Here is a 19,724-nt window from a genome sequence, read left to right on the forward strand (position 1 = left end):
TAAAATTTATAATAAGTATAGTTTTATGATTAATGTAAATTTCTAATTGAAAATTAAAGGTTATAAGCAAGTGTTTTCTTAAATAGAATTTTATGAAAAGGCATTTCAAAGGAGAGATAATTTATGAAAAGTCCCAATTTAATATATGACAAAGAAAATAATATACTATTAAAAAAGACGGATGTAACAGGGTATGTGTGTGGAGAGTTTGTAGAGTTCTCTATTAATTATGTTTATGAAAACAAAGGTTCAAATGATGTTGAAGCAGTATTTACTTTCCCAATACCAGAAACAGCAGTATTATCTGGATTTGAAGCTAATATAGGTGGTAGAATTATAAAAACATCTATAGAGAGTAGAGATGAAGCTAATAATATTTGTGAAAAATTAAAAGAAGAAGGCACTAATTTATTACTTGAAGAAATTAATACAAATGATTTTAAAATATGCATAGGAAAAATTATTTCAGGTGAGAGCATAAATTTAAAAATATCTTACATTGAAGAGCTAGAATATGATGATGAAAGTTTAAAGCTTACTATACCACAAATTATAGAACCAATGAGCGTTAATAATAGTAAGAATTTAATAAATGAAAATGATTATAAATGTTATTTAAATTTATTAGTAGAACCATTTAATGAAGTAGAATTTGAGAGTCCAACTCATAATATAGCTATAGAAAAAGGCGATGGATATATATATAAAGTATATTTTGATAAAGAAGAGTATTTAGACAGGGATTTGGTTATTTATATAACAGAAAAAGAACTTGAAGAAACTACAGGTATGATATATGAAAATGAAAAAGATGATAGCAATATACTATATTTAAGATTTATACCTGACATAGAAGAAGAAGAGGAAGAATTATCACACAAGTATGAATTTTTAGTAGATATATCTGATTCTATGGAAGGAGATAAACTGTTACAAGCTAAGAATGCACTTCAAATTTGTCTTAGAAACCTTGAAAAAGGTGATAGTTTTAACATAATAGCTATGGGTGATAACCTTCATTGCTTTAATGACAGTGGCAAAGTTCCATATAATGAAGAAAATTTAATTAAGGCATCTAAATTTATAGATGAACTTGAATGTGAAGATGATGCTGTGATTTTTGAAGGATTAAAATATGCATTCAGAAATGAAGAAAGTGGAAAAGAAAATACTATATTCTTATTCACTGATGATATAGTTGATGATGAAAAAGAAATATTAGATTATGTAGAAGCGGTTTGTGAAAATAGTAGAATATTCCCATTTGGAATTGATGCTTCTGTAAATACTTATTTTATAAATAAATTAGCTCAAGTAACTTATGGAAAAGCAGAATATATAAATGATAAAAATAAAATTGAAGATACAATATTAAGACAGTTTAACAAAATAAGGGGTCTTCAAATAACTGATATAAAATTAGATTTTGGAGATATGAATGTAGAAAAAACTTATCCAAGAACTATAGAGTATATGTATGATGGAGAGCCATTTTCAATATTTGCGAAAGTAAAAGGTAGTGCTGAAGGTGTTGTAACACTTACAGGTATGGTTGGAGATAGAAGAGTTCAAAGAAGAATTAATTTAAACAATCTAGAACTTGAAGAAAATGCAAATCTTATAGAAAAAGTTTGGTATAAAAAGAGATGTAAATCCATTGAAAATAGAATTAGATTTGAAAGAGGAGAAATTTATAACTCCATGAAGAATAAACTTATAGAATTATCTAAGGAAGTTGGAGTTTTAACATCTGAAACATCTTTTATTCTTATAGAAGAGGTTTATGATCCAGTTCTAAATATAGCATTTAAAAAATTCCTACCAGCAAATATAAAATATGAAGAAAGTGAATATAGTGATGATGTTTGTGGATTTTATTATAGGAACTTCTTAAATAAGGATTTTACTGGTGCAACAACAAAGGAAATGCTTAGGATACTAGCATCTCACCAATATGCTAGCGGAGCATTTTCAAATTCAATGGTAGATAGTGAAGATGAAAAACTATTATGCACAACTAAATCATTTTTAGCATTTACTATGATTAAAGAAGATATAAATATTTATAAAAAATTATTAAATAAATCATTAAGCTATATAAAAGATGCTATAGGTGATGACTTTGAAAGTTATGATGATGAAATTTTATCTTTATCATATTTAGCATTAGAGCAAGGAATCAGAAAAAACATTATAAAAAATGATAAAAAAGATTTAATAAAAAAATATAAAGAGGATATTGAAGAAGTATTAAGAAATAGAAATGTATCCATAGAATCAATAAAAGAAAATCTTAAAAAGGAAGCTATGGAAAACTCTGAAGATAGCAATACATTAGAAAGTCTTGTTAATAAATTAATAAGTCAATAATTTTTGAGTTTAAGAGGGGAGTATGTTTAATTTAAATGTGCTCCTTTTATTTTCATAAAATTACCAAGAGAAAAATTATTGACAGATAAAAATTATCAAAGTATAATAAGTTTTAATTTCAGATACTATTAATATAAACATGTTGAATAGGAAAAGTAAATTAATGTATTCATTACAGAGAAAAGTTTTTAAGCTGAGAGAACTTATGAAGAAATTAATTGAAGTGCCCCTAGGAGTGGAAAGACCGAATATTTAGTAGGTTTTTACGTGTTCTCACGTTATAGAGATAAGGTATTATAATGTACCTGATTAAAGATGAGTATAAAATTTATACTTAATTAGAGTGGAACCGCGGAAGTATACCTTCTGCCTCTGAATTTTCAGAGGCGGAAGGTTTTTTTATTTTTAATCTTTTAACTTGGCCAAGGGAAAAAGAAAACGTATTTCAGTAATTAGTTTTAAGGAGGAAAAAGATGAGTTTATTTATAGCAATGATTGTTTCAATAATAGTTTTGAGTATTTTATATATTTTAAAAAAGAAAAGAGTTAATTTCCCTTTAAGAGTTTTAATAGCATTAATATTAGGATTATTTACAGGGATGGTATTTAAAGAAAGTGTACAGCCTATAGGTTATATAGGTGTAATATATACATCGCTTATCAAGATGATAGTAATTCCACTTGTTATGGTGTCATTAATTAAAAGTATAGGAAGTTTAGATGATACGGACAAATTGAAAAGTATAGGGATAAAAACAATAGGGTTGTTACTATTTACTACAGCAATAGCAACTTTAGTAGGAATTTTAGTGGGAAATATATTTAATGTAGGAACTGGAATAAGTTTTAATATTCAAGAAGGATTTCAAGCAAGAAGCATACCTGATTTTAGTAAAGTACTTAATGATATGATGCCAGTAAACCCAGTAGGTGCAATGGCAGATGGAAAGATAATACCTGTTATTATATTTTCAATGTTTATATCAATAGCAATGATTATAGAAAAGAAAAAGAACTATGACAAAATTAAGATATTTATAAAGTTTATAGATTCATTAAATGTAATCTTAATAAGAATAACTAAGATTGTATTGAAGTTTACACCTTATGGAGTATTTGCATTAATGACAACAGTTGGAGCAGAAAATGGGATTGCAACATTATTACCATTAATATCTATGATTTTATCAGTATATGTTGCATGCTTAATACAAATTCTTATAGTATATAGTGTTTTAATAATAGTTATAACTAAAAAAAATCCATTTAAATTTTTCAAAGATATATATCCAGCACAAGTGGTTGCATTTACTACTCAAAGTAGTTATGGAACATTACCAGTTACAATTGATAGTTTAGTAAAAAGAGCAAATGTATCAGAGGAAATAGCAAGTTTTGTAGCACCAATTGGATCAACTATAGGAATGAATGGTTGTGGAGGTATATATCCAGCTATTGTTGCAATATTTGTAGCTAATGTATTTAATATAGATCTTACGATGATGCATTATATATTATTAATATTAACTACAGTTATAGGTTCTATAGGAATTGCAGGAGTTCCTGGTGCTGCAACTATATCAGCTACTTTAGTATTATCGAGTTTAGGACTTCCATTAGAAGGATTAGCTATGGTACTAGGAATAGATGCAATAATTGACATGATAAGAACTATGACAAATGTAACAGGGTCCTCAGTTGTAGCATTATTAGTTGATAAAATTACAATTCAAAGAAAAAATTATTCAAAAGATTTATTGTAAGTGGTTTAATTTAAATATCAAATAAGAATAATGTTGTTCAAAGAAACAGCAAAGATAAAAATAGTATAAAGAATAAAAAACTATTGTCACAATTTTATACATATCATATTGATATAAAATTAAATGTGGGGAAGTAATTTATGTATGACTATTCTAAATATTTGAAAATAAATGACAATATACTATATAATTATATAAAAGTTATATACAAAGATGGGGGTATACAATAATGAGTAATATTAATCCATTTGATAAGTGTCCAGTTTATGAAACTAATAACTTAATATTCAGAAAAGTTGAAGAGAAAGATGCAATAGACTTATTTCAGTGCTATTCAGATCCAATTACTAAAAAACGTATGAACAATGATAATTGTGGTGGTGTGTGGGATACACACAATATTGACGCTGTAATAAATGGTATTAAAGGATGGAAGCGAGAATTTAACGATAGATTTTATATAAGGTGGAGTATTAATCATAAGCAGACCAATAAGATAGTAGGGACTATCGAAATAGCACCTGTTCCTAATACAACAAGATTTTTAGATGGTACTTGTCAGACTGGTATATTAAGAATAGATATTATTTCATCCCTTGAAAATAAAATAGTTTTATCTGAAATTTTAACAATGGTTTCTGATAAATTTTATTCAGACTTTGATATTAAAAATATCATCATTAAAGCAACTAAAGACGATAAAGAAAGAGTTTCAGCCTTGGAAAACAATGGTTTTGATAAATTAAAAGACAGTACTTTTCCTTATAGAGATTATTATGTAAAAAGAAAATAATACAGTATGAGTTATATATACTTTATCTAATGACACATAATTTTTAATATACAAATTTAGGGAACTCATTTCAGAGTTGCCTAAAATATGGTTCAATATTAATACTTTTCTTAAACACAGCCTAAAAATTAAACTTGAAACCTTATATATCATAAATTTTAAATGGTAAGTGAGTTTTATTTTAAAAATTTTAGGTTTAACTCTAGTGAGATTTAATATATTAAACAATGATTAAAAACTATAGTGAAGTTTAAAATAGATGTGGTAACATTAATATAGGTGATGTTATGAAAATAAATAGATTAATAGAAATTATTATAATCCTTTTAAATAAGGATGTTGTTACAGCTAAGGAGCTGTCTTATAAATTCAATGTATCTATAAGAACTATATATAGAGATATAGAAGAGTTATCTTTATCGGGGGTCCCTATATTTACGAATAAGGGTAATGGTGGGGGGATTTCATTATTAGAAGATTATACTTTTAACAAGGCAATAATATCGGAGAAAGATAAAGAAGGTTTAGTATTAGCACTTAAAACACTACAAGCTACAAAATATCCTGAAATAGATAATACATTAAATAAGTTAGGGTCAACTTTTAAAAAGTTTAATATGGAAGATTGGATTGAAGTAGATTTTTCATATTGGGGTGATTTGAAGCTAGATAATAGATTTGATGATATAAAGATAGCTATATTAGAAAGAAACTTGATTAGTTTTAGATACGTAAATTCAAATGGTATTAGTATAAATAGAACAGTTGAGCCACATAAACTTATATTTAAAAGTAAGGAATGGTATTTATGGGGATTTTGTAAAGTACGAAATGACTTTAGAATATTTAAGATTAATAGAATTAAAAACTTAGAATTAAGTAATAAATCATTTGTAAGAAGAAATAATTCATTAAAAATTGATGATAGAAAAAATGTAAAATTAGATGTAGTAAATTTAAAATTGAGGTTTAATGCAGATGTATTATATAAGATTTATGATTTTTACGAAGAAGAAAATATTAAAAAAAATGATGATGGAACATATGATGTAAGTGTAAGTTATCCTAAGGGACAGTGGGTTTATGATCATATATTGTCTTATGGTTCAAGTGTAAAAGTATTAGAACCTAATTATATTAAAGAAGAAATAGTTAATATTTTGAATAAAACATTGGAACTTTATAAATAAAAATTTTTAATATGACATACATATGTCAAGTATGCTTTGATAAGATAATCATGAAATAAAAAAATATTAGGATATGAACCTAATTTTAAGGAGTGTATAATATGGAATTTTGTCAAAGTTGTGGTATGCCATTAGTTAATGAAAGTGAAATTAGTGATAATAAGGAATACTGTATTTATTGTTATGAAAATGGACAGTTTAAAGCAGATATAACAGTAGAACAAATGATAGAAGCATGTGTTTCACATTTAATGAATGCACACAAGGAGTTAAGTGAAGAAGAAGCTAGAGAAAATTTGAAAAAGTTTTTGCCAACATTAAAAAGATGGAAGTAGGCTACAATTAAAACATATAATTTGGTAATAAAATTATATTTACAATACTAGTTAAATCAATTAAAGTATAGTTGATTTAACTAGTATAAAATTAATTTTATTAAGGGTGATTGTATGCTTAAAGATAAAGCTAAAAATTTAAAAGAAATACCAGGAATTTATTTAATGAAAGATAGCTCAGATCTTGTTATTTATGTAGGGAAATCTAAAAATTTAAAAAGTAGGGTTTCAAGCTATTTTGGAAATAGAAATAATAGAAGTAGTAAAGTAGAAAAACTTATTAAGAATATAAAAGATTTTGAATATATATATACAGATACTGAACTTGAGGCATTACTTTTAGAAAAGGACATGATTGATAGATATAAACCTACTTATAATAGGTTATTAAAAAATGTTGAAAGATATCCTTATGTATGTGTTACTTTAAATGAGGATTATCCTAAAGTTATAACTACATATGAAAAAAGTGAAGATAAAAATATATACTTTGGACCATTTACAAATCATAATTTAACTGTAGATGCAGTAAATAGTATAAATTACGTTTTAAAATTAAGGACGTGTAATATAATACCTAAATCAAGTTGTTTACATTACAATTTAAAGAATTGTTTGGGAATATGTATAAGAGAAGATTTAAAAACAATTTATAATGAAAAAATACGTATTTTAATAAATTATTTATCTTTAAAAGATGAGAAGTTGTTAAAGATAATTGAGGATGAAATGAATGAATCAGCTCTAAACTTAGATTTTGAAAAAGCTATAATGTGTAGAGAAAATATAAAAAGTATAAGATATTTAAAAAGAGAAATTGAAAATTTAAATAGATATAAAAATGTAAAATTATTAGTTGTGGAACCTTTAAAAAATGAGAACATTAAATTATTTTGTATATATAATTCAATTTTATATAGTGAAGTTTTAAATTTAAATGATATAAATATAGATTTTTTAAGTAAAGTTATAATGTCAGTATTTAATAAAAAAAATGATTTTCAATATGAAATAGATAAGATAGAAATTGATAATGTACTTATAATTAATAATTATTTAAAAAGTAATAAAGTTAAAATTTTAAAAATAGAAAATAAAAGTGAAAATGAAATAAATAAATTTTTAAGAAATATAAAAAGTGAATAGGTGAGAAAGCTATGAGAAGTATACCCACTAAGACCATGATTATAAAAAATAGTAATCCTAGGTCATGGTTTGGAACTGATTATACAATGAATATTTATAAAGGTTGCTGTCATGGGTGTATTTATTGTGATTCTAGAAGTAGCTGCTATGGTATAGAGAATTTTGATGAAGTTAGAATAAAGGAAAATTCATTAGATATTATAGAAAGAGAATTATTAAGAAAAAGAAATAAAGGGGTTATAGGAACAGGTTCAATGAGTGATCCATATAATCCTTTTGAAAAAAAACTCAACTTAACTAGAGAAGCATTAAAAATTTTAGATAAAAATGAATTTGGAGTTTCTATAGCAACTAAGAGTAATTTAATCTTGAGAGATATTGATATATTAAAAAAAATAAATTCTCATTCAGAAGTTTGTACTAAAATTACAATAACTACATTCGATGATGAATTAGGAAAAATAATAGAACCACATGTGCCTAAAACATCAGAAAGATTTAAAGTAATACAGGAATTATCTAAGAATGGTATATATACTGGTATACTTTTAATGCCAATATTACCTTTTATAAATGATAGTGAAGAAAATATTATAAATATAATTGAAAGGGCAAAGGACTGTGGTGTAAAGTTTATATATCCTAATTTTGGAGTAACTTTAAGACAGAATCAAAGAGAATATTTTTATAATAGATTAGATGAAAACTTTAAAGGATTAAGGAAAAAGTATATAGAAAGATTTGGAGAGAGATATTACTATCCATCTCCTAATATAAAAAATATACAAAGAATTTTTAAAAATTATTGTGAAAAATATAATATAAAATACAATATGGAAGATATAATAAATGACTATAAACATTCTAAGATAGAACAATTAAAATTATTTTAAATCATTTATTAAAGAATATAAAACTTAAATTTAAATGACATAATAAAAAAATATAGGTATAATAAAATATAGTAACTAAAATTATTTTAAGATATATCAAAATGGTATATCTTTTTTGTAATGCTAATGGGTGTTTATTTATAGGAATATAAGTTGAAAAATGAAATTATTTGTAGAACAACTTGATTAAACATTATATAAAAACATAGTTTTTATGTATTTCCATTTTAAATATTAGGAATGAAATAAGTAATATTAACCATAACTATTCACTTTTCACTCTTAGTGCTTAATTGGTTTCAATCATGATATCAGAATAAACTGTAAGATTAGTAGTGTCATTTGATAAAGCTATTATTTTGAATTTAAGCTTGAAACCCTATAATATAAGTATATTTAAATTTACATGGTATTAATGGTAAAAATAATTAGATGATTTTAATTAAATAAAATGGTACAATTATAAAAAATCATATAAAACACATATAAAAAAATTAATATATATTTTAAATAACATACCGAAAATAGAAGTGCATTAATAATTCTAGTAAAAAAAGTTCAACAACATAACAATCAAAAGTTTAAAAATTAAAAAGTAAAGTTTGGTGATAGTTTAAATACTGCATTAGTGGACAAACCTTAAAAAGTATATATGATGAATTAACATAAGGTATGCACGCTAAATAAACTTTATAGTATTAAAAAAGTGAGGTACAAATGTTAGAAAAAATAAAACAATATTTAAAAAAATGTTCAAAAGAGAACTTAAAGATAGGATTTAAAAAATATTTTAAAAGTCTTTGTTCTGGGCCATTTGTTGGAGCTAAATATATATTTCCTATATTTATTTCAATTTTAATAGGTATTGTTGGTGCAGATGTTGGTACAGGATTACCAAGGATAGTAGATTTTTTAATATTTTCTATTATAGGTTTTTTAATTTTAACTGCTGTTACATTAGGAATGCAAATAGTAATTTTCTTTTTAAGAAAATTTAGCATAACTACATTATCTTTCATTATAAGTTTCTTTATTATTTCTATGTATTTTGTAACAGAAGTTTTTGTAGAAGCTTCAGATTTAATTCAAGTTAGTATAGCACTTTCGTTTACTATTGTAGAGGTTGCATTCTTTACAACATTATGGGCAACTATAAAACGAAAGAAAAATAAAGTTGTATCTATAATACTTACAATAACATTATGTGCTAATGCTATTATGGGAATGTGGGTATTTAGCGAAGGAAAAGATGAAGGCTTTATAGAAAAGTATTTAGCTTTAGATAAAGAAACTATAAATCAAGGTGATGGAGAAAAATCTATTGCTAGTTTAGCTTTAGAAGAAGGAAAGTTTAAAGTAAACAAACTAACTTATGGAGTAAATGAAGATGATGAATTAAAAACAAGATCTGTAGATCTTTCATCATATATTGGTGGATACAACGGTTTAAATGGCAAATTAAGAACATTATATTGGGGATTTGATGAATATGATATGCCCATTGATGGAACGGTTTGGTATCCAGAAGGACAAGGCCCATTTCCATTAGTTATTATTGTCCATGGAAATCATACAATGGTTGAACCATCAGATGAAGGATATGAATATTTAGGAGAACATTTAGCAAGTAAAGGATACATAGTTGCATCAGCAAATGAAAACTTTTTAAATTTCTATATTGACTCCGGATTGAGTGGTGAAAATGATGCCCGTGCAGTTATGTTACTTAATCATGTTGGACAATTTGAAGATTTTAACAATAATAAATCTACAGATCTTTATAAAAAGGTAGATTTAGATAATGTTTCACTTGTTGGTCATTCAAGAGGAGGAGAGGCTGTAGCATTAGCTGCTCAATTTAATAAATTAGATTATTATCCAGATAATGCTTCAATAAAATTTGATTTTAACTACAATATAAAATCTATTTTTGCTGTAGCACCTACATATAATCAATATAAGCCAGCACAAACTCCAAACAAATTAGAAGACATAAACTATTTTGTTATGCAAGGAGCTAATGACCAAGATGTAACCACGTTTCAAGGTATAGAGCAATATAATAATACTAGTTTTACAGGAGATGGAGACTATTTTAAAGGTTATTTATATGTATATGGAGCTAACCATGGTCAGTTTAATAGTGAATGGGGTAGAGAAGATCTTAGTAAACCGAGAGGATGGTTTTTAAATAAGAAATCTCTTATAGATGAAAAAGAACAGAAAAAAATATTAAAAGCTTATTTAACAGCATTTTTAGAAACTACATTAAAAGGTAAGGATGAATATAGAGAAATATTAAAAAACTATAGAGAATCTATTGAAGATTTACCTAGAACAGTATATATGAATGGATATGAAGATAGTAGCTTTAAAACTATTGCAAATTATAGTGAAGATGTAGATGTAACTACAACTACATTAAAAGGTGGAAAAGCTGTAGCTAAGAATGTAGATAAATGGAGAGAAAAAGTATTAGAGGATAGAGATTACGATTTAACAGATAACAGTGTTGTACAATTAAGATGGATAAGTAGTATTAATGGAAACTATGAAATTGATTTAAGAAATGTTACAAATTTCTCTAATGATATAGATGAAAATTCCATGTTACAATTTTCAGTAGGTAGAATTGACGATGATTATGTATTAGACAATGAATTTAATGAAACGGATTTTTCAGTTGTTATACAAGATAAACAAGGAAATAAAGCTAAAGTTAAAGTAGGTGATTATTATACTTTATATCCTCCATTTAAAGTTAATCTTTATAAAGGAGATATTTTAAGAGGAGAAGCAAGTATAGAACATCACATGCAAACTGTAAGATTATCTATGAAAGAGTTTTTAAAAGATAATCCAAAGCTTAATACTAATAGTATAGGAAGTATTAAGTTTTTATTTGATCAAAGTCCTAAGGGAGATATAGTTCTTGATAATATAGGAATAGATAAAAAGTAAAATTAAAAGAGCTTCAAGCTTAATAAACTTGAGGCTCTTTTTTTCTATAAAAGTTTTTTTAGAGATTTATATGTTCTTTGATATTGTTTATCACTTAATTGAATAGTATTTTCAAAATCATGTATGTAATTTACAAAATCGTAACCACCATTTGTTTTAGCTGAAAAAATTTTAATAGAATTTGTTTTTATATTAACATTTGCAGTTATATTATTAAAAAGAATTACACCACTGCATTTAATTCTAACTTGACGATTTTTAAGTATTTTATTTACTTTATTACAATAAGATGTAACAGTATTACAGCTATTTGAAATATTATGACTAAAATCATCATTGGTATAGTATTTTTTTGAAATTTTAAGCTCAGAATCATCTTCATTTCCTCTAATAAAGCCACAATATTCATTAGAAGATACAATAAAAATCCCTTTTTTATGAAGTATTATAGAAAATATTTCTTCATTCTTTTTACGTGGTAAAAGTTTAGTGTCAAAAAATATAGTATAATCATCATCAAGTTTTTTAAAAATCAATAATGTAGCATTTTCATTTTTTATAGATATATTAATTTTTTTTATGTATAAAATTGAAAAATAAATTAAAAATATAAAAATTAAAGAAAAGCTATAAAAAGTTGAATTATAATTGAATCCAAAATAAAAAGATAAATAAATTCCTATAGATGAAATTGTACTAATAGTTATAGCTAAAAATTTTTTATTTTTAAATCTATTATGTTTACGTAAAATAACTGACATTAAATATTCCTTTCTTTAAATAAATTTTATAAATATACACATATTATTATAGATAAAATTAAAATAAATAACAAGTTTCGACAAAAAATAAATAAGTATAAATATTTAAAAAACATTTAAAATATAGACATTGTGTAGATTCATTGACAACTTTTTTTAAATGTAATATCCTAAGTAGGCATTTGTTTATAATACTCGTTTTATGAAATAATTTTTTAGTTAATAAGATTTAATTTAATAAAATGAAAAATAAGAAAGGTGGTGACATTCGTAATCAATATATATTGATTACGGAATGTGAAATTATGAGTAATAATAGTAATAAAGTTCAAATTGTAACTGCTGATCCATCGGCAATAGGATTATTTGGTCTTGCAGTAATAACATTAGTAGCATCTTCTCAAAAGTTAGGATTAACTCACGATGTTTCATTTGTTTTACCATGGGCTATATTCTTAGGAGCTTCTGCTCAATTAGTTGCATGTGTAAATGATTTTAAACATAATAATACTTTTGGAGCTACGGCTTTTGGAGCATATGCTTTTTTCTGGTATTCAATGGGACTTACATGGTTAATTCAAAATGGAATTTTTGGAGAGGCACTTGCAGCAAAAGCAGATCCTAAACAATTAGGTTTTGCATTTTTAGCTTATTTAATATTTACAATATACATGACAATAGGAGCTATGGAGACACATAAAGTATTATTCTTAATATTCTTCTTTATAGATTTCTTATTCTTAGGATTAACTTTAAATTCATTTGGCATAGTTCCAGAGTTTGCACATGAAGTAGCTGCATATTCAGAATTTATAATAGCAATACTTTCATTCTATGGTAGTGCTGCAGCAGTTTTAAACACTCACTTTGGAAAAGTTACATTACCAGTAGGAAAACCATTTGGTATATTTAAGAAATAGTGATAAATTTATAATTATATAAAACACCCAAGAAAGGTCTTATAATTAAATTATAAGACCTTTCTTTTTATAGATTTTAGGATTGAAAATAAGTTCTAAAATAGTATCTAGGAAAAAATAAATATTGAGATTTACATTTTTATAATAAGAAAAAATAATAATTTTAAATAAGTTCAATAATTAAAAAAGGTTAACTATTACCTTATAATATTATTATATCAGAAAATTCCCAATAATATAGCCGGTTGAATAAAAGTTTAAAAAAAATTAATTAATATAAAAAATAAAGAGTACGAAGAAGGAATTTAGACAAATTGTATAGAAAAAATATATAAAGTGAGAAATTTTAACATAAATATAAATCAAGATTTGAAATAAATGTACGAAAATATATAAAGATATTTGTATCATATTAAGGGGTTGATAATAGTTGAATTTACAAATAAATTTTAAAAATGACTTATATACCAAAGAAAATTTAACGAAAGCATCTATTGAAGAAATAATAGAAATATTAAAAAAATTAGATTTACCTTATTTAGAATATAAGGATTTTCTATACGATAGAAATTTGCTAGAAGATAAAGTTTGGTCTTTACTTAGAGAAAAAGGAAAAATTATAGATAAATATAATAATTATGATAACAAAACTTTAGACATTGAGGAAAATCAATTACAAACTGAAAATTTTGAGATTAACTCCTATGATGACTTAGAAATAATAGATGAATATGAAGAAGAGAGGAGTTCTAAAAAGGTGAATATAAAAAGAGATGATAACTTTGAAAAGAAAGATGATTTATTAGTATATTTAAGTAGTGGATATATGGTTTTAAAAGCAAAGGGGAAAAACAATAAATTTGCATTGCCATCAATGATAGTTATGTCTAATGATGGAATTAATTCATTACAATTCCTATTAAATAGTGAAAAAAGCACTTTAAACTTTGAAGATACTTTTATAAAAGATTTAAAAGACATATTATTTGATAATAGAGGAACAATTAAATTAGAAAGCAATTTAAATGTTTTAGAGATTGAAAAGGATATATTAATATATAAAGCACTAAATGAGATAGTTGCTTTAGCAAAAGATTTATTAAAAATAGAATGTGGAAATATAATAATAATTTGTAATGAGGAAGAACTTATAAGATATTCTTTAAATGAAAGCAATGAATATGTTAAAATAAATTCAAAATTAGATTTAAATTTAATAAATTTAATATCATTAGAATTGTATAAAAATGAGTTTAAAGAAGAAAAGTTTGAAAAGAACTTAATTATATTAGATAATTATAATACATTGATTTTAAAATCAAATTCTGAAGTAAAAGAAGGAGATTTTTGTTATATAGCTGATGGAAGTGCTAACTGCATAGCTAAAAATTTGAATATGTCAATAAGTTCAATATGCGATTTTATAATAAAATATGGATATTATAAGTGTTTAGGATTAAACTTAAACAAAGAGCTATTGAATTTACAATCAACAGAAGAAATGTATAGATTTTTAGATTCAAATGAAGATTTCAATATAAATAAAGAATTATTTGATGATAATTTAAGCATAGAAGAGTTAAATAAAGATTATAATTATTTTAAAAATTATAATAAAGTATTAGAGTTTATAGAAGAGTCAAAAAATCATAAAATAACTTTAAGTTTTAACTTCAATACTGAAATGAGAGAAATTTCAATATCATCATGTGAAGTTAATAAAATATTGAGTCTAATTATATATAATAATTTTAAAGAAGTGCTAAGAAATGTTAAAGGTGAAATAGTACTTATTGCACCTATGAGAATTTTAAGAGTTTTAAGAGAAGTAGTTAAAGAATTTATACAAGGAAATATGGTAAGTGGATTAACATTAGAAAATATAATATATTACAGTGAAAAGGCTTATGGTAATGTTTGTGATGGAATAATAGATCATACATTTACTTTCTATGGAAAAGATATAGATATTTCTGTAACAACTTTGGACTTTAAAGGAGAAGAAATAGAACTTATAAATAATTCTAATTCAAGTAGTGTATTATATAAGAGCATAAAAACACGTAATTTAGAGTTGACATTCAAATTAGGTGGAATAGTTAAAGATTTAAAATTTGATTTAGGTAATTTTACTGAATTTGAAGAAAGTACAAGTACAGAATTAGAAGATAAGTTTAATATAAAAATAAACAATGATATTAAAAACAGCAACAAAATATATGTAATATTAGATGAAGTTAATAGAAGTTTAGTATTATTTAGCATTAAAAATGAAGATGATAAAATATATATATCAAAAATGGAAAATAAAGAGTTTTAAAATATAAAATAAGAAGTTACACCATATGTAGTGTAACTTCTTATTTTAATACATTTAATTAATAATATTATTCAAAATCGAGCTATTTGGATTTTTAGATGAAATTTCTTCAAAAAGTGCCATTGTTTCTCCTTCAGATAATAGATTATAAGTAGAAAATATTAAAAGCCATTCTTTATATTTTAAATTTGATTCATCAAACTTTATAGCTTTTTTACAATGATTAAAGGCAAGTTTTTCATAATTTAATGGCATAAATATTACAAGTAAAAAGTATGATGCTAAATAATGTCCATGAGATAGTTCAGAAAAATTATCACTATTATCTAAATCATCTAACATTGTTAAAAGCCAAAAATAAAAATTACTTTTATTAACGTAGTTTTCTTCTTTAAATAAAATTAGATTTTCTTCAGTTATATCAAATAAACTAATGCTTGAAGATAAGTTTAGTTTTATTATATCTTTTAGATCTTCCATAAAAATACTCCTTTCACAATACAAATATAGGGTTTAAAGCTCAAGATTTAAATAACATATTTATCAAATGATAAGTGTAGAGTTACAAGGTATTTCTACTATCATATAGGATTCTAAGTTCATATTCATAGTTATTAGTTCCAAAACTTGGATACCCTTAAGAGTGAGACTAGCTAGGAATCGTTTTAAATTCGAGCTTGTTTCCCTATATTATATAAAGAAACTATAATATTTTCAAATTAAAAGTGAGATTTCAGTGATATGGACACAAGTTTAAAATAATGACGTGTAACAGCAAGGGCTAAACCTCACTTATGGATTTTCTGGCATATTAAATTGATTTAATTAATTCAAACCTAAGTATTAAGCAACATATTTTTAAATATAATTATGAATTTAGTAACATCAATGCTTATGACATAATTATTCTTCTAAAAAAGTTTAAATTTATATAAAATAAAAAAGTATTATATAAAAATATATAATACTTTTTTATTTAAAGATTAAATTATTTTTCTAATAAATCTTCATGAGGCCAAGCTTTTTGACCTTTTTCTAATATGAATAGACGAGATTCATCAACATTTTTTCCTTTTAAATATTCATAAGTTCTCTCAGCACCACCAGCACCACCTGGGCAAACAATTACAACAGGAGCTTTAGAACTATTTATTTTTTCAAGAGATGAATCAAGCTTAGCTTTTTCTTCATCAGTTTTCACTGGATAAGCATAAGTTGGTATAGCACCTTTTATATGGTGAGCTTTATATTCATCTTCAACTTGTATATCTAAAATTAATAAGTCAGCTTTTTTTTCAATAGCTTCTTTTAATTCATCAGCTGTGTAGTATTTAAATTCAGTTTTTTTAGCTTCTTCTTTATTTTCAGTTTTAGCATTATTAGCTTTTTCGTTAGTAGTAACTTTATTTGATGCTCCATTTTCTTTTTTATTAGCATTGTTACTATTAGAACCACATCCAACAAGAGCTATAGAAGCTACTAATGAAAGAGCAACAATTAAACTAGAACTTTTTCTCATGACAATTCCTCCTAGAATTATGTAAAAATTTTTCGAAATTACATAAAATTATAATTTATGAACTTCATATTAATTATACTATAAAATATAAAAAAAGTGTTATAGTAAAATCTAATAAGTAAAATTCAACAAGAGGTTAAACAAATATTATGGAACTATATGTAAATATAAGATTTAAAGTTTAAATTAAAAATAATATGTTTATGAAGTTATAAACCTATATAGTAATACAAGTTGAAACTTTAAGTTATTCATGTTTCAGTTGAGAATTTTAATGCTAATTATTAATCTATATTTTTAAAATTGTCAATTTTCAATTGTCAACTGGTTCCAAATATGAATATAGTAATAAATTGTAATATCTCTAGTATCATTTGAGAAAGATGTTATTTTAAATTTGAACTTGGAACCCTATATAACTTATAAAAAACATATAAATTTTTTTTTGCATAAATAGGTAGTTTTTTATATAATAAAGAAAGATTATATAAAAGCTATACAAGAAACGTAATTTACAATGGAGGTGGAAAAGTGGCAAAAAATAATGGAATTAATAAAAAAAAGTTAAGTAAAAGAGCATTAGCTATTTCTTTTATAATTTTAATTGCATTTTTAGGTTTAATTATTAGATTATCCTATGTTATGTTGATAAAGGGTCAAAGTTATAAAGATAAAGCAGTAGTTCAATGGACTGATGATACTAAAATAGATGCTAAACGTGGCAATATATTAGATAGAGATGGAAATAAATTAGCTGTTAGTGCAGATGTTTATAGAGTTGACTTAGATTTGAAGTCTCTTCGTGAGTCAATAGAAAAATTAGATAAAAAGGAAATAAATTTAAATACAATAGCTAAAGATGTTTCTGAAATATTAGATATGGAAGAAAAAGATGTTCTTGAAATATTTTCCAGGAAATTACCCAATGGAAAACCTATAAATAATGCAATAATAAAAAGAAGAGTAGAAAAAGAACCAGCAGATAAAATAAAAGAATATAACAAAAAGAATGATTTAAGAGGTTTTATTATAAGCAAGGATACTAAAAGATATTATCCTAATAATAATTTTGCATCACATGTTATTGGACATACAAATACAGATGGACAAGGTCTTACAGGTTTAGAATTATATTATGACAAATACTTAGCAGGTATTCCTGGGGTTAGAATAGATACTTTAGATGCAAAGGATGAAGATATACCTTTTGAAGGAGAAGATTATACAAAACCAGTAGATGGTAGAAATGTAATTTTAACATTAGATGAAAATATACAACTATTAGCAGAAAAAGCAGCAGAGAAAGCAGTTAAAGATAATGGGGCTAAAGCTGCATCCGTTATTATTATGAATCCAAACAATGGTGAAATTTTGGCACTAGCAAATAATCCAGGATATAATTTAAATAATCCTTGGATAGAAAATTTGAATAGTGATGAGTTAGAAAAACTTTGGAGAAATAGGGCTGTAAGTGATACTTTTGAACCAGGTTCGGTATTTAAAGTTATAACATCTATTGCAGCACTTGAGACAGGAAATGTTTCAAAAGATGAAACTTTTATGTGTAATGGAAATTTAAAATTTGGACAAGATATAATACATTGTTGGAAAAGAGATGGACATGGTCCTTTGAACTTTCAACAAATAATGGAACATTCATGTAATGTTGGATTTATGATTTTAGGGGAAAGAATGGGAAAGGATGTATTATCAAGTTATATAGATAAATTTGGATTTGGTAAGAAAACATCAGTAGATCTTCCCGGAGAAGCAGAAGGAATTATAAAACCTTTTAATGAAATATCACAAGTTGATCTTGCAACAATTTCCTTTGGTCAAAGCAATGCTGTTACAATAATGCAATATATGCAAGCATTTAATGCAATTGTAAATGGTGGTAAACTTATTACACCTCATGCAATGAAAGAGATTAATCATTATGATGATGATGGTAAAGTTGTTATAGATCAAACTTTCAAACCTAAAGTTGTTGATATTGGAATTAATAAAAGCACTTTAGATGAGATAAAAGTTCAGTTAGAGGCTACTGTAAAATCTAGTAGTGCAGCAGTAGAAGGACTAAGAATTGGTGGTAAAACAGGAACAGCAGAAAAGGTTGTAGATGGAAAATATGCTAATGGAAAATATATATCTTCCTATGTTGGTATGTATCCAGTTGATAATCCTCAAGTTACAGTTTTAGTTTCTATAGATGAACCTAATTCCTCAGCTTATTATGCAAGTGAGACAGCTGCACCAATAGGAAAACTTTTATTTAAGGAACTTGCTAACTACTTGGCATTAACACCAGAGTATTCATCTAATTCTACAGGAAACAGTCTAAAAGATGTATTGGTACCAGAAGTTAGAGGATATAAAAAGGATGAAGGTTTTAAATATCTTGAAAGAGAAGCTTTTAATTATAAATTAGATGGTGAGGGTTCTTATATTATAGATATTAATCCTAAACCAGGTTCTTCAGTAAAAGAAGGAACAGAACTTACTATTAAATTAGGAGAAGCATCAGCAATAGAAAAATCTGTAGTTGTACCTAATTTGGCAAACCATACTGTTGATGAAGCAAAAAAAGTATTAACTGATTTAGGTTTGAAATTTGAAGTTAAAGGTTCAGGATATATAAAAAATCAAAGCATTCAATCAGGACAAGTTGTAAAAAAAGGAACAGTTATTACAATAACATTAGAAAAATAAAGGTAAATCCTACAACTTTTAAGAAAGATTATTAGTTGTAG

General features: G+C 24.7%; 14 protein-coding genes and 1 other annotated feature. Of the genes, 11 read left to right on the forward strand and 3 right to left on the reverse strand.

The features are described from left to right. Nucleotides 1-123: 123 nt before the first annotated feature. The 8 genes from BN346_RS11720 (at nucleotide 124) to BN346_RS11755 (ending at nucleotide 11,451) form a co-directional block, all read left to right on the forward strand. The gene (locus tag BN346_RS11720) at nucleotides 124-2,370 is read left to right on the forward strand and encodes a VIT and vWA domain-containing protein (protein WP_040328800.1); all 2,247 of its coding nucleotides are present in this window, start codon (nucleotides 124-126) and stop codon (nucleotides 2,368-2,370) included. Between the two features lie 133 nt (nucleotides 2,371-2,503). After that, nucleotides 2,504-2,747: a binding site (T-box leader), on the forward strand. A 96-nt stretch (nucleotides 2,748-2,843) separates the two neighbouring features. Then, entirely contained in the window at nucleotides 2,844-4,133 is a 1,290-nt protein-coding gene (locus tag BN346_RS11725) for a dicarboxylate/amino acid:cation symporter (RefSeq protein WP_040328803.1), read from the forward strand. A 229-nt stretch (nucleotides 4,134-4,362) separates the two neighbouring features. Next, nucleotides 4,363-4,926 carry a GNAT family N-acetyltransferase gene (locus BN346_RS11730; protein ID WP_040328804.1) on the forward strand — a complete coding sequence of 188 codons (564 nt, stop codon included), beginning with the start codon at nucleotides 4,363-4,365 and terminating at the stop codon, nucleotides 4,924-4,926. 287 nt (nucleotides 4,927-5,213) lie between these two features. Then, the gene (locus BN346_RS11735) at nucleotides 5,214-6,116 is read left to right on the forward strand and encodes a helix-turn-helix transcriptional regulator (protein ID WP_040328805.1); all 903 of its coding nucleotides are present in this window, start codon (nucleotides 5,214-5,216) and stop codon (nucleotides 6,114-6,116) included. Nucleotides 6,117-6,217: 101 nt separating this feature from the next. Beyond that, nucleotides 6,218-6,451 (forward strand): zinc ribbon domain-containing protein, encoded by a 234-nt coding sequence (locus BN346_RS11740; protein WP_040328807.1) that lies wholly within the window; start codon nucleotides 6,218-6,220, stop codon nucleotides 6,449-6,451. 114 nt (nucleotides 6,452-6,565) lie between these two features. Further along, on the forward strand, nucleotides 6,566-7,597 hold the full coding sequence (locus tag BN346_RS11745) for a GIY-YIG nuclease family protein (RefSeq protein WP_040328808.1): 1,032 nt from the start codon (nucleotides 6,566-6,568) through the stop codon (nucleotides 7,595-7,597). 11 nt (nucleotides 7,598-7,608) lie between these two features. Then, nucleotides 7,609-8,490, forward strand: coding sequence for an SPL family radical SAM protein (locus BN346_RS11750; protein ID WP_040328810.1), 882 nt, complete (start codon nucleotides 7,609-7,611; stop codon nucleotides 8,488-8,490). Nucleotides 8,491-9,207: 717 nt separating this feature from the next. Then, entirely contained in the window at nucleotides 9,208-11,451 is a 2,244-nt protein-coding gene (locus BN346_RS11755; protein ID WP_040328812.1) for an alpha/beta hydrolase family protein, read from the forward strand. 44 nt (nucleotides 11,452-11,495) lie between these two features. Here the strand turns inward: BN346_RS11755 and BN346_RS11760 are convergent, their stop codons facing one another. Next, a complete protein-coding gene (locus BN346_RS11760; RefSeq protein ID WP_040328814.1) occupies nucleotides 11,496-12,212 on the reverse strand; it encodes a nuclease-related domain-containing protein in 717 nt (238 codons plus the stop codon). A gap of 305 nt (nucleotides 12,213-12,517) precedes the next feature. Here BN346_RS11760 and BN346_RS11765 point away from each other — a divergent pair, with 305 nt between their 5' ends. Together BN346_RS11765 and BN346_RS11770 are read left to right on the forward strand one after the other, a co-directional pair. Further along, complete coding sequence (locus BN346_RS11765) at nucleotides 12,518-13,132, forward strand: acetate uptake transporter (protein WP_040329001.1); 615 nt, start codon at nucleotides 12,518-12,520, stop codon at nucleotides 13,130-13,132. Nucleotides 13,133-13,562: 430 nt separating this feature from the next. Beyond that, entirely contained in the window at nucleotides 13,563-15,452 is a 1,890-nt protein-coding gene (locus tag BN346_RS11770; RefSeq protein WP_040328815.1) for a hypothetical protein, read from the forward strand. A 54-nt stretch (nucleotides 15,453-15,506) separates the two neighbouring features. Here BN346_RS11770 and BN346_RS11775 read toward each other — a convergent pair whose 3' ends face one another. Beyond that, a complete protein-coding gene (locus BN346_RS11775; protein ID WP_040328817.1) occupies nucleotides 15,507-15,932 on the reverse strand; it encodes a hypothetical protein in 426 nt (141 codons plus the stop codon). 508 nt (nucleotides 15,933-16,440) lie between these two features. Continuing rightward, nucleotides 16,441-16,971 (reverse strand): rhodanese-like domain-containing protein, encoded by a 531-nt coding sequence (locus BN346_RS11780; RefSeq protein WP_040328818.1) that lies wholly within the window; start codon nucleotides 16,969-16,971, stop codon nucleotides 16,441-16,443. 531 nt (nucleotides 16,972-17,502) lie between these two features. Here BN346_RS11780 and BN346_RS11785 point away from each other — a divergent pair. Then, nucleotides 17,503-19,683 carry a stage V sporulation protein D gene (locus tag BN346_RS11785; RefSeq protein ID WP_051540347.1) on the forward strand — a complete coding sequence of 727 codons (2,181 nt, stop codon included), beginning with the start codon at nucleotides 17,503-17,505 and terminating at the stop codon, nucleotides 19,681-19,683. The last annotated feature ends 41 nt before the right edge of the window (nucleotides 19,684-19,724 follow it).

It is taken from the genome of Clostridium ihumii AP5 (genome assembly GCF_000612845.1).
Taxonomy (GTDB): domain Bacteria; phylum Bacillota; class Clostridia; order Clostridiales; family Clostridiaceae; genus Clostridium_J; species Clostridium_J ihumii.

Excerpts from the sequence above, each read along its gene's own strand:
- BN346_RS11730 (WP_040328804.1), top strand. The coding sequence starts at position 4,363 with ATGAGTAATATTAATCCATTTGATAAGTGTCCAGTTTATGAAACTAAT.
- BN346_RS11765 (WP_040329001.1), top strand. The coding sequence starts at position 12,518 with ATGAGTAATAATAGTAATAAAGTTCAAATTGTAACTGCTGATCCATCG.
- BN346_RS11725 (WP_040328803.1), top strand. The coding sequence starts at position 2,844 with ATGAGTTTATTTATAGCAATGATTGTTTCAATAATAGTTTTGAGTATT.
- BN346_RS11740 (WP_040328807.1), top strand. The coding sequence starts at position 6,218 with ATGGAATTTTGTCAAAGTTGTGGTATGCCATTAGTTAATGAAAGTGAA.
- BN346_RS11760 (WP_040328814.1), bottom strand. The coding sequence starts at position 12,212 with ATGTCAGTTATTTTACGTAAACATAATAGATTTAAAAATAAAAAATTT.
- BN346_RS11755 (WP_040328812.1), top strand. The coding sequence starts at position 9,208 with ATGTTAGAAAAAATAAAACAATATTTAAAAAAATGTTCAAAAGAGAAC.
- BN346_RS11745 (WP_040328808.1), top strand. The coding sequence starts at position 6,566 with ATGCTTAAAGATAAAGCTAAAAATTTAAAAGAAATACCAGGAATTTAT.
- BN346_RS11720 (WP_040328800.1), top strand. The coding sequence starts at position 124 with ATGAAAAGTCCCAATTTAATATATGACAAAGAAAATAATATACTATTA.
- BN346_RS11775 (WP_040328817.1), bottom strand. The coding sequence starts at position 15,932 with ATGGAAGATCTAAAAGATATAATAAAACTAAACTTATCTTCAAGCATT.
- BN346_RS11780 (WP_040328818.1), bottom strand. The coding sequence starts at position 16,971 with ATGAGAAAAAGTTCTAGTTTAATTGTTGCTCTTTCATTAGTAGCTTCT.
- BN346_RS11750 (WP_040328810.1), top strand. The coding sequence starts at position 7,609 with ATGAGAAGTATACCCACTAAGACCATGATTATAAAAAATAGTAATCCT.
- BN346_RS11735 (WP_040328805.1), top strand. The coding sequence starts at position 5,214 with ATGAAAATAAATAGATTAATAGAAATTATTATAATCCTTTTAAATAAG.